Genomic DNA, 11,705 nt, shown 5'->3' with positions numbered 1-11,705 from the left:
CCTTCTTGGCGGGCTCGGGTGCGGCGAGGGCGGGCGACTGGTCTGCGAGGACGCCCTTCAGGAACTGGCCGGTGTAGCTCTCGGTCACCGCCGCAATGGTTTCCGGGGTGCCCTGGGCGATGACCATGCCACCGCCGGAACCGCCCTCGGGGCCCATGTCGATGACCCAGTCGGAGGTCTTGATGACATCGAGGTTGTGTTCGATGACGATCACCGTATTGCCCTTGTCGACCAGGCCGTTGATGACGGTCAGCAGTTTGCGGATGTCTTCGAAGTGCAGGCCGGTGGTGGGCTCGTCGAGGATGTAGATGGTGCGGCCGGTGGAACGCTTCTGGAGTTCGGCGGCCAGCTTCACGCGCTGCGCCTCACCGCCGGACAGCGTCGGAGCCGACTGGCCCAGGCGGACATAGCCGAGACCCACGTCCACCAGCGTCTTGAGATAGCGGTGGATCGAGGTCACCGGCTCGAAGAAGTCCGCGGCCTCCTCGATCGGCATGTCCAGCACCTCGGCGATGGTCTTGCCCTTGTAGTGGACTTCCAGGGTTTCGCGGTTGTACCGCGCGCCGTGGCAGACCTCGCACGGGACGTACACGTCCGGCAGGAAGTTCATCTCGATCTTCAGGGTGCCGTCACCCGAGCACGCCTCGCAGCGGCCGCCCTTCACATTGAAGGAGAACCGGCCCGGCTGATAGCCGCGCACCTTGGCCTCGGTGGTGGCCGCGAACAGGGTGCGGATCTTGTCGAAGACGCCGGTGTAGGTGGCCGGATTCGAGCGCGGGGTGCGGCCGATCGGCGACTGGTCCACCTGCACCAGCTTGTCCAGGTGATCGAGGCCGTTGACCCGGGTGTGGCGGCCCGGCACCTGACGCGCGCCGTTCAGCTTGTTCTGCAGCACGGTCGCCAGAATGTCGTTGACCAGCGTCGACTTACCCGAACCGGAGACGCCGGTGATCGAGGTGAGCACGCCCAGCGGGAAATTCACGTCGATGTCGCGCAGGTTGTGCTCGGTCGCGCCGACCACGGTGAGCTGCTTCTTCTTGTCGATCGGCCGCCGCACCAGCGGCAGGTCGATGCGCTCGCGCCCGGAAAGGTAAGCGCCGGTGAGGGAATCCTTGTCCTGCAGCAGCCCCTCGTAGGGACCCGAGTACACCACCTGGCCGCCGTGCTCGCCGGCCAGCGGGCCGATGTCGACCACCCAGTCCGAGGCGTGGATGGTGTCCTCGTCGTGCTCGACCACGATCAGCGTATTGCCGAGACTCTTGAGGCGCGTGAGGGTTTCGATCAGGCGGCGGTTGTCGCGCTGGTGCAGGCCGATGGACGGCTCGTCCAGCACGTACAGCACGCCCACCAGGCCCGACCCGATCTGGGTGGCCAGGCGGATGCGCTGCGCCTCACCACCGGAGAGGGTGGCGGCGGCGCGCGAGAGCGTCAGGTACTGCAGGCCGACGTCGAGCAGGAAGCCCAGGCGCGCCTGGATCTCCTTGATCACCTGCGCGGCGATGGCGGCCTGCCGCTCGTCGAGGGTGAGGGTGTTCAGGAAGTGCGCGGCATCGCCGATCGACAGATCCGAGATGTCGGCGATGGAGCGGCGTTCCGTGCCGGCCGACAGCGTGACCGCGAGGATCTCCGGCCGCAGGCGCGCGCCGGCGCACACCGGGCACGGGATGTCGCGCATGTACCCGTCGTAGTGCTCCTTCATCGCCTCCGACTCGGTGGCGTCCATACGCCGCTGCAGGAACGGCATCACACCCTCGAAATCGGCGTAATACGAACGCTTGCGACCGTAGCGGTTGGTGTAGGAGACGTGCACCTGCTCGGAGCTGCCCTCCAGCACCGCTTTGCGGGCCTTGAGCGGCAACTGACTCCACGGCGTGTCCATGGAGAAGCCGATGGCCTCGGCCAGGCCCGACAGCAGCCGGGTGAAGTACTCGGCGGTCTGCCCGCGCGACCACGGCGCGATCGCGCCCTCGGCCAGGCTCAGATCCGGGTCCGGCACAACGAGATCCGGATCGACCTCCTTGCGAATACCCAGACCGGTGCAATCCGGGCACGCGCCGTAGGGCGAGTTGAAGGAGAACGACCGCGGTTCCAGATCCTCGATGTCGAGGGGGTGCCCGTTCGGGCAGGCCAGCCGCTCGGAGAAACGCCGCTCCCGATCGTGGGCGTGCTCGTCGCGGTCCACGAAGTCCAGCACCACGATGCCGTCGGCCAGCCGCAGCGCGGTCTCGATCGAATCGGTCAGGCGCTGTTTGGAACTCGGCTTCACGGCGAGGCGGTCGATGACCACCTCGACATCGTGCTTCTCCTGCTTCTTCAGCTTGGGCGGATCGGTCAGCGGATGCACCACGCCGTCGACCCGGACACGCGAGTAGCCCTGCGAGTTCAGCGACTCGAACAGGTCCACGAACTCGCCCTTGCGGGTGCGCACCACCGGCGCGAGCACCTGGAACTTGGTGCCCTCCGGCATCGCCAGCACCTGATCCACGATCTGCTGCGGGCTCTGCTTGGCGATCAGGTGACCGCAGACCGGGCAGTGCGGGGTGCCCGCGCGCGCGAACAGCAGACGCAGATAGTCGTAGACCTCGGTGATGGTGCCGACCGTGGACCGCGGGTTGCGGTTGGTCGACTTCTGGTCGATGGACACCGCCGGGGACAGGCCCTCGATGAAGTCCACGTCCGGCTTGTCCATCTGACCCAGGAACTGCCGGGCGTACGCGGACAGCGACTCCACGTAGCGGCGCTGTCCCTCGGCGAAGATGGTGTCGAAGGCCAGCGACGACTTTCCGGACCCGGACAGACCAGTGAAAACGATGAGACTGTCACGGGGTAGGTCGAGATCGACCCCTTTGAGGTTGTGCTCCCGCGCTCCGCGCACCGTCAGGCGATCCGCCACCTGGCCATCCTTCCAACGTTCCGGCATCCAGACATACCCCCGACGCCATGCTAAGGGCACCCACCGACAAGTTTGGATACGCGAGCTGAAACGCTGGTCATAGTGTGTTTATTGCGAGGGCGAGGGTGATCTCGCCCGCACCGGCTCAGGCCGACTTCTCGGTGATCGCCGTGGCGGCCCCGGCCGCGCTGGGCAGCGCGCGGCGCACGCAGCTCGAGATCACCCGCGGCTGCCGCGCTCGCTCCCGATCGCGGGCGCGTTCCTCGGACCCGGCCGCGGTGACCAGGGCCAGGTCGCCGTCGAAGCGGCGGTAGAGCAGCCGCCCGCGGCGGACGTCGGCGTCGATGAAGAAGAGGTACGGCAGCCCGCCCAGGCACAGCCGGGCCACCGCCTCGTCCTCGCGCAGCATGGGCACGCCGTCACGCGGACGGCCCAGCGTGCGCACCCCGAGCGGCCCGGTCCAGCAGACCACCGCCTCGGATCCGGTGTCGGCGTCGATGAACAGATGCGCGTCGTAGTCCATGGCGTCGAGCACCCGCGCCGCCGCCGCGGGCGTGGCCACCTGTAGTCGGCAGTCCTTGCGCCGCACGATCGGCCGCGGCTCGGTGATCGCGGACAGCGACGGGCGCGCGGGATCCGGCCAGGGCCGGGACAATTCGTCCGGCGGGCAGCCCAGTCGCAGGTCCAGCCGTTCCAGTGCGAAGGTGGCGGCGAACCGACCCGGCCCGGCGACCTGCACCCGGAACGCCTTCCCCAGCGCTCGGACACTCGCCTGCACCAGGGTGATGCCGTCCTCGAGATCGCCGGCGTCGGGATCGGGCCAGTGCAAGCGTGCCCGCACCGGCCCGTCGACCCCGTGGCGGCGCAATACCCTGCCCAGTCCGCGCACCACCCGGGTCACCTCCCCCGACGGGATGGGCCCGTGCGTGGTCACCACGAAATCCGGATCGATTCCACTCGACCACACATCGAACGCGCCCATAGCCGACCCCGCTCTCCCTGTATCCGACCCGGCAACCGACTCCATGGCAACACACGTCACACGGGCCGAACAGTGCCGAAGGTCCCAAACCAGACCACTTTTGGGGAAAAGTCTCCGATAAAAGATCACGGGGCCGCCGATTCGCCCGGAGATTAGGGACCTTCGGCGGTATCCCGTTGCCAGGCCGCGGGTTACGTTGGCCGGAACCCTTCGCGCACGCGCGCGACCCGACCGCGCATCACCGACATCCTGGAGGCCGTCGTGATCAAAGTCTTCCTGGTCGACGATCACGAGATCGTCCGCCGCGGTCTGACCGATCTGCTGGAGGAGGACCCCGAGCTGACCGTGGTCGGCGAGGCGGGAGACGTTGCCCAGGCGCTGGCCCGGATCCCGGCACTGCGCCCCGACGTGGCGGTGCTCGACGTGCGCCTACCCGACGGCAACGGCATCGAACTGTGCCGGGACCTGTTGGCCGACATCGACGATCTGCGCTGCCTGATCCTCACCTCCTACACCGACGAACAGGCCATGATGGACGCCATCCTGGCCGGCGCCAGCGGCTACGTGGTCAAGGACATCAAGGGCATGGAGCTGGCCAAGGCCATCAAGGAGGTGGGCGCGGGCCGCTCGCTGCTGGACAATCGCGCGGCTGCCGCCCTCATGGCCCGGCTGCGGCGCAGCACCGAATTCGACGGCCCGCTGGCCGGTTTGACCGATCAGGAACGCAAGTTGCTCGACCTGCTCGGCGACGGCCTCACCAACCGGCAGATCGCCGAACGGATGTTCCTGGCGGAGAAGACGGTCAAGAACTACGTGTCCCGGCTGCTGGCCAAACTCGGGATGGAACGCCGCACCCAGGCGGCCGTACTGGCGTCGAAATTGCGTACGGGACAACCACGTTCGGCATGACACCCGCACGGCAATCTCGGCGCGCATAGAATCGCGCTGACGTGGCGTATCCGCCGGACCGCAGGACATACATGCACGACACCCCCCGCACCGGCCCTTACTCGGTGCGTGAAACGCTGTCGCAGCTGCGATTACGCGAGTTGCTCACCGAGGTCAAGGACCGAGTCGAACAGATCATCGACGCCCGCGATCGGATCGACGGGCTCGTCGAGGCGATGTTGCTGGTCACCTCCGGGCTGGACCTGGAGCAGACGCTGAGCACCATCGTGCGCGCGGCCACCATCCTGGTCGACGCCCGCTACGGGGCGCTGGCCGTGCTCGGGCACGAACAACAGCCCAGCCAGTTCATCTTCCACGGCATCGACGAGCAGACCCGGGTCAAGATCGGGGCGATGCCCGAGAGCCACGGCGTGCTCGGGCTGCTGCTCGACAAACCCGAACCACTGCGCCTGGACGATCTCACCCGTCATCCCGCCGCCGTCGGCTACCCCGAACACCATCCGGAGATGCGCACCCTGCTGGGCATGCCGGTGCGCATCCGCGGCGAGATCTTCGGAAACCTCTACCTCGCCGAGAAATCCGGCGGCCACCCCTTCACCGAGGACGACGAGGTGCTGCTGCAGGCGCTGGCCGCCGCGGCCGGTATCGCCGTCGACAATGCCCGGCTCTACGAGCAGGCCCGCACCCGGCAGGCGTGGATCGAGGCCACCCGCGACATCGCCACCGAATTCCTCGCCGACACCGAACCCAACAAGGTGCTCGCCCACGTGGTGGCGCACGCGCGCGAACTCACCGCCTCCCAGCAGGCGCTGCTGGCCGTGGTCGCCGATCCCGAGGAAGCGCCCGAGAAGGTCGCCGAGCTGGTGGTGGCGCAGTGGTCCGGGCCGGGCGAGCCGCCCGCCGGGCACGCGGTGCGCACCGTCGAGACCGCGGTCGGCCAGGCCCTCACCACCCGCACCCCGCTGCGCTTCGACGACGGCCGCCACATCGACCTCGGCACCCCGATCGCCGATATCGGCCCGGCCCTGGTGCTGCCGCTGCACACGCCCGATTCCACCCTGGGCGTGCTGATCACGCTGCGCTCGGCCGAATCCGCGCCCTACTCCGACGAATTGGTGGAGCTGATCGCCGCCTTCACCGATCAGGCCGCGCTGGCCATGCAGCTGGCGGTGGCGCAGCGGCGCATGCGCGAACTCGACATCCTCACCGACCGCGACCGCATCGCCCGCGATCTGCACGACCACGTCATCCAGCGGCTCTTCGCCATCGGGCTGGCGTTGCAGGGCACGGTGCCGCGCGCGCGGGTGCCCGAGGTGCAGCGCCGGCTCGCGGACGCGATCAACGATCTGCAAGACGTGGTGGAGGAGATCCGCACCTCGATCTTCGACCTGCACGGCGGCGAAGGGCACAGCACCCGGCTGCGCCAGCGCATCGAGCGCGCGGTCAAGCAGCAGACCACCGCCACCGACATCCGGGCGCTCATGCACATCACCGGCCCGCTGTCGGTGGTCGAGCCCGCGCTCGCCGATCACGCGGAAGCCGTTGTGCGCGAGGCCGTCTCGAACGCGGTCCGGCATTCGGGGGCCGACACCATCACCATCGACATCGGGGTGGCCGACGATCTCACCATCGTGGTCGCCGACAACGGCCGCGGGATCCCGGATTCCATCACGCCCAGCGGGCTCACCAACCTGGCGCGCCGGGCCGAACAGTCGGGCGGGCGGCTGGCGGTGTACCCGCGCCGCGACACCAATGGCGACGACGAGGACGCCACCACGGGAACCAAACTGCACTGGTCGGTACCGCTGCACTGACCGGCGTCACCCGACCGCACCGACCGGCGTCACGCGAGCGGGCCGAGCACCACCGCACTGTTGTTGCCGCCCATGCCGAGCGCGGTCTTCAGGGTGAGGCCGCGGATGCCCGGCTGTACGCCGTCCACCAGGCGGGCGCACGCGGGCGCGACGATCGGCGCGGACACCAGCACCCCGCGCTCGTAGCCCATGGCCGCGGCGGCGATCTCGATTCCGGCCGAGGCGGCCTGGCAGTGCCCGGCCAGCGGCTTGAGCGCCGTCACCTGCGGGCGGTCGTCGAAGATCCGGGCCAGCAGCGCGATTTCGGCCGCGTCACACTGGGCGGTGCCGGAGGCGTGGGCATTGAGGCAGGCGATCTCCTCGGGGCGGACATCCGCCGCGGCAAGGGCTCGGTGCACACAGTCGTAGATCTGCTCGAACGACGGCTCGACGGAGATGACGTGGTAGCCGTCGCTGGTCATGGCTCCGCCCAGCACCGCCGCGTAGGGGCGGTCGGCGTGGCGGGTCAGCATCAACGCGACCGAGGCCTCACCGAAGACGAAACCGCGGCTGCCCTCCTGGAACGGCCGGCACGCCTCGAGCGGATCGGCGTCGAAGACCGCGGCGCCCAGATTCACGAATGCCTGCACCATGTCGGGTGAGGCCGACAGGTCGGTCGCGACCACCAGCACGTCGTCGGCCAGGCCGTGGTCCATCCATAGTCGGGCGGTGACCAGGGCCACGTTGAGCGAAGAGCAGGCGGCGCTCACGTTCATGGCCGGGCCGTGGAAGCCGAACTCGTTCATCAGCATCGACACCGGGGTCGAGGGGATCAGCCGCAGATAGTCGCGCGAGCGCCGCTGTCCGCCGTCGACGGTGAAGAAGTCCTGCCATTCGTCGAGGTTGCCGAGCACGATCGCGTGCAGCAGTCCGACGGTCCGGCCGGGCCGCCAGCCGCGGCCCCGGGCATCGGTGACCGCTTCGCGTGCGGAGCCCAGGACCGCGCGGAGGTAGCGGCTCGGCGGTAAGTCCGGATCGCCGCCTTCGGGAATCCGCGCAACCCACCCGTGCCGATCGCGTCCGGGCCCGTACCCTGGATGTAGCCGGGCCGCGGACTTGCCGCTCAGCAAACCCTCCCAGAGGGTTTCTCGGCCCCAGCCGTACCCGGTCACGGCACCGATACCGGCAATCGTCATATGATCTTGATGCTGACCGTCGGCAATCGAGACGGGGTTGGCGCCAGGCATTGCATCGCTCCTCTCCAGCACTTCATTCAATACGCTCGGCAAGCTGCACCAGCAAATTTTCAGATAACAGAATGGTGCCGTGCTCCATCGACGTGTTCCGCACCGACGATCAGGGGGTGAACGAAATGGTGGGTAACGATCGGGCAAGCCTCCCGTCCGACACCGAACAGCTGGCCCAGCGGTACCGGTCCCTGGTGGACTTCAGCCCGGACGGCATCGTGGTCCACGAACGCGGAATGATCGTCTACGCCAATCCGGCGCTTCTGCGCATGCTCGCCGCCGATGACCCCGAGGACGTCATCGGCCGGCACGTCACCGATTTCGTCTCACCGCCGTCGGTCGCGCCCATGCTCGACCGCATCCGCCGGCTCACCATCGCCGGCACCGCCTCCGACCCCACCGAGATGACCCTGCTGCGCTGCGACGGGAAATCACTGGAGGTCGAGACCGTGTCGGTGCTGACCGCCTGGCACGACCATCTGGCCTATCAGGTCGTCGTGCACGACCTGACCCCGCAGCGCCGCGCCGAGGCCGCCCAGCGGCGCGCCGAGCAGTTCTTCACCTCCGTGGTCTCACAACTGGAGGAGGGCGTGGTGGTGATCGACCGCGACGGCCGCATCGAATCCGCCAACCCGGCCGCGCGCCGCATCTTCGGCTACGACACCAAGGACCTGATCGGCGCCCACATCGACGACCTGCCGCTGTGCCTGCTCGACGCGAACGCCCAGCCCATGCCCTCGACCTGGTATCCGATCATCCGCACCCTCGCCACCGGCGAGGACGTGACGCGGTTCGTGTTCGGGCTGGACCGGCCCGACGGGCAGCGGCGCTGGCTCTCGGCCAACAGCCGCCTGCTCAACCCGACCGACCCCAACTCCCCCGCGGTGTCGTCGTTCAACGACATCACCGAATTCCGCGCCAGCCGAAGGCAATTGGAGTACCAGGCCACCCACGACCCGCTCACCGGGCTGGCCAACCGGTCGCTCGTGCTGTCGAAGCTGGCCGCGGCGCTGGGCACCACCGAGACGCTGCCGGTGGCGAGCGTGCTGTTCATCGACCTGGACGGATTCAAGACCATCAACGACACCCTCGGCCACGCCATCGGCGACACCGTGCTGCAGATCGTGGCCCAGCGGCTGCAGCGCGGGCTGCGCGCCGACGACGTGGTGGGCCGCATCGGCGGCGACGAATTCCTGGTCCTGCTGTCCGGGCGCACCCTGGGCGATGATCTGGACGTCCTCATCGCCCGGCTGCGGCAGGCCACCTCCGAGCCGATCATCGCGCGCGGACACCGCATCCAGGTCGATGCCTCCGTCGGCGCCACCCACCTGCACACCGGCGACACCCGCACGCCGGAGGCCGTGCTGCACGACGCCGACCTGGCCATGTACCGGGCCAAGCCGCCCAACCACCACAACCCTCCGCTGACGCGGCGCACCGACAGCACCCACGCCTCGTAACCCGGGCACCCACGCCTCGTCACCTCGCGATACGGCGCGGGCAAGCAAGGCGCACTAGACTCGACAACTCTGTTCTCGATGCTTCGCGCGCCGTCCCCACACGGCGGACGTGGTGAACAAGGAGTTCCGTCTTGCCCGACCTCACCGAGGAGCGTTCTGTGCCCGATTCCGCTGACGCGGTATCCCCGGACCTGGAACGCGAGCAGCAGTACCTCACGAAGCTCTATGAACAGCTCGACGGCATGCGCGCCTACGCCCAGCGGCGGCTGCGCACCGTACTTCTGGAGACCGGCGGCACCCCGCAGGCGCGCAGTGAGCGCGAGTCTTTCACCCAGCTCTACTCCGAGGATCTGTCCAAGTACGACGCCGCCGAACACGGCCTGTGCTTCGGCCGCATCGACATCGCCCCGGGCGAGAACGACGGCGACGGCGAGAACCGCTACATCGGCCGTATCGGCATCCTCGACGAGAGCGCCGACTACGAGACACTGCTGCTGGATTGGCGCGCTCCCCTGGCCCGGCCGTTCTACCTGGCCACCACCGCCGCCCCCGACGGAGTGACCCGGCGACGCCACATCCGCTCCCGCAACCGCAAGGTCACCGGCGTCAACGACGAGTACCTGAGCCTCGAGGCCGCCCAGGCCGCGGGCGTGATCAGCGCGGACGGCGGCGTCGGCAGCGAGAGCGCGCTGCTGGCCGCCCTCAACGCCGCCCGCACCGGGCACATGAACGACATCGTCGAGACCATCCAGAGCGAGCAGGACGCGATCATCCGCTCCGAGCACAAGAGCGTGCTCGTGGTGCAGGGCGGGCCGGGCACCGGCAAGACCGCGGTGGCGCTGCACCGCGCGGCCTACTTGCTCTACACCTACCGCCAGCAGCTGGACAAGGCCGGTGTGCTGATCATCGGGCCGAACTCCACCTTCCTCGACTACATCGGCCAGGTGCTGCCCTCGCTCGGTGAGACCGGCGTGCTGCTCTCCACCGTCGGCAACCTGTACCCGGGAGTGCAAGCGACACTGGAGGATTCGCTGCGCGCCGGGGAACTCAAGGGTTCCCTCGGCATGCTCGAGGTGCTCAAGAAGGCGGTGCGCGACTGGCAGGACGTGCCGCGCGAGACCATTCCGCTCTACTTCGACGGGCACCAGCTCGAACTCGATCGCAAGATCGTCACCAAGGCCCGCGGCCGCGCCCGCTCCTCGCGCCGCCCGCACAACCTGGCCCGGCCGATCTTCGCGGCCGCGGTGGTGGACGCGCTCACCGACCAGCTCGCCGCCGCCATCGGCTCCAACCCGCTGGGCGGTCGAAACCTGTTGAGCCAGACCGATCTCACCGAGATCCGCGACGAGATGCGTGCCGACGCCGAGATCCAGCGCGCCATCGCCGGACTGTGGCCCATCCTCACCCCCCAGGAGGTGCTGGGCGGGCTGTGGGCCGATCCCAAGCGCCTGGCCAACGCGGCCGGACAGCTCGGCGCGGCCGATCGGGCCGAACTGCAGCGCTCCGACAGCGGCGAGTTCAGCGACGCCGACGCGCCGCTGCTCGACGAACTGGCCGAACTGCTCGGCATCGACGACAGCGAGGACCGTGAGCGCGCCCGCCGCCGCTGGCGCGCCCAGCTCGCCGAGGCGCAGGACGCCCTCGACATCCTGACCGGTTCCGCGCCACAGGATCTCGAGGACGACCTCGACCCCGAGCTGCTCATGGCCTACGACCTCATCGACGCCTCCCAGCTCGCCGAGCGCCAGCAGGTCCGCACCCGCCAGACCACCGCCGAACGCGCCGCCGGGGACCGCACCTGGACCTACGGGCACGTCATCGTGGATGAGGCGCAGGAGCTTTCGGCCATGGCGTGGCGGATGGTCATGCGCCGCATCCCGAATCGGTGGATCACCGCGGTCGGCGATGTCGCCCAGACCGGCGATCCGGCGGGCGCCTCGTCGTGGCAGCAGGTGCTGGAACCGTATGTGGCCAAACGCTGGAAGCTCACCGAGCTGACCGTCAACTACCGCACGCCCTCGGAGATCATGGCGGTGGCCGGGGACGTGCTGACCGCCATCGATCCGGCCGCGCCCGCGCCGCGCTCGGTCCGCGACTCCGGTTTCGAACCGGCCGCGACCCGGGTGACGGCGGGCGAGCTGGCCGACGAGGTCAAGCGGCTGATCGCGGCCGAGGCCGAGCATCCCGGCACCACGGCGGTCATCGTGCCGCACGATCTGGCCGCCGAACTCGGTCACCTATCCGATGATTCGACGCGGGTGCTGACCGTCCACGACGTGAAGGGTCTGGAATTCGACGCGGTGATCCTGGCCGAACCGCACCGGATCCTGAGCGAATCGCCGCGCGGCCTCAACGACCTGTACGTGGCGCTGACCCGCGCCACCCAGCGGCTGGCCGTCGTGCACACCGAGGACCTGCCGC

At 69.0% G+C, this 11,705-nt stretch carries 7 protein-coding genes; 4 read left to right on the top strand and 3 right to left on the bottom strand.

What is annotated here, in order from left to right:
- On the bottom strand, positions 1–2,893 hold a 2,893-nt coding region (uvrA, locus tag ACFV4K_RS31065), incomplete at its 3' end, for an excinuclease ABC subunit UvrA (RefSeq protein ID WP_379279731.1).
- Positions 2,894–3,038: 145 nt separating this feature from the next.
- Positions 3,039–3,875 (bottom strand): sigma 54 modulation/S30EA ribosomal C-terminal domain-containing protein, encoded by an 837-nt coding sequence (locus ACFV4K_RS31060; protein WP_379279730.1) that lies wholly within the window; start codon positions 3,873–3,875, stop codon positions 3,039–3,041.
- Between the two features lie 261 nt (positions 3,876–4,136).
- Between ACFV4K_RS31060 and ACFV4K_RS31055 the strand changes: the two genes are divergently transcribed.
- Both ACFV4K_RS31055 and ACFV4K_RS31050 read left to right on the top strand, forming a co-directional pair.
- Positions 4,137–4,784, top strand: coding sequence for a response regulator transcription factor (locus ACFV4K_RS31055; protein WP_357097132.1), 648 nt, complete (start codon positions 4,137–4,139; stop codon positions 4,782–4,784).
- Positions 4,785–4,855: 71 nt separating this feature from the next.
- Positions 4,856–6,598 (top strand): GAF domain-containing sensor histidine kinase, encoded by a 1,743-nt coding sequence (locus tag ACFV4K_RS31050; RefSeq protein WP_379279728.1) that lies wholly within the window; start codon positions 4,856–4,858, stop codon positions 6,596–6,598.
- A 29-nt stretch (positions 6,599–6,627) separates the two neighbouring features.
- Here the strand turns inward: ACFV4K_RS31050 and ACFV4K_RS31045 are convergent, their stop codons facing one another.
- Positions 6,628–7,773: a beta-ketoacyl synthase N-terminal-like domain-containing protein gene (locus tag ACFV4K_RS31045; RefSeq protein ID WP_379279726.1), complete on the bottom strand. Its 1,146-nt coding sequence runs from the start codon at positions 7,771–7,773 to the stop codon at positions 6,628–6,630.
- 176 nt (positions 7,774–7,949) lie between these two features.
- Between ACFV4K_RS31045 and ACFV4K_RS31040 the strand changes: the two genes are divergently transcribed.
- Both ACFV4K_RS31040 and ACFV4K_RS31035 read left to right on the top strand, forming a co-directional pair.
- Positions 7,950–9,284 carry a diguanylate cyclase domain-containing protein gene (locus ACFV4K_RS31040; protein ID WP_379279732.1) on the top strand — a complete coding sequence of 445 codons (1,335 nt, stop codon included), beginning with the start codon at positions 7,950–7,952 and terminating at the stop codon, positions 9,282–9,284.
- Positions 9,285–9,442: 158 nt separating this feature from the next.
- The coding region (locus ACFV4K_RS31035) for a HelD family protein (RefSeq protein ID WP_379279725.1) at positions 9,443–11,705 on the top strand (2,263 nt) is incomplete at its 3' end.

This window comes from Nocardia sp. NPDC059764, from assembly GCF_042732555.1.
Taxonomy (GTDB): Bacteria; Actinomycetota; Actinomycetes; order Mycobacteriales; family Mycobacteriaceae; genus Nocardia.
This window is presented reverse-complemented; position numbering and strand designations above follow the sequence as displayed.

Excerpts from the sequence above, each read along its gene's own strand:
- ACFV4K_RS31060 (WP_379279730.1), bottom strand. The coding sequence starts at position 3,875 with ATGGGCGCGTTCGATGTGTGGTCGAGTGGAATCGATCCGGATTTCGTG.
- ACFV4K_RS31050 (WP_379279728.1), top strand. The coding sequence starts at position 4,856 with ATGCACGACACCCCCCGCACCGGCCCTTACTCGGTGCGTGAAACGCTG.
- ACFV4K_RS31045 (WP_379279726.1), bottom strand. The coding sequence starts at position 7,773 with ATGACGATTGCCGGTATCGGTGCCGTGACCGGGTACGGCTGGGGCCGA.
- ACFV4K_RS31040 (WP_379279732.1), top strand. The coding sequence starts at position 7,950 with ATGGTGGGTAACGATCGGGCAAGCCTCCCGTCCGACACCGAACAGCTG.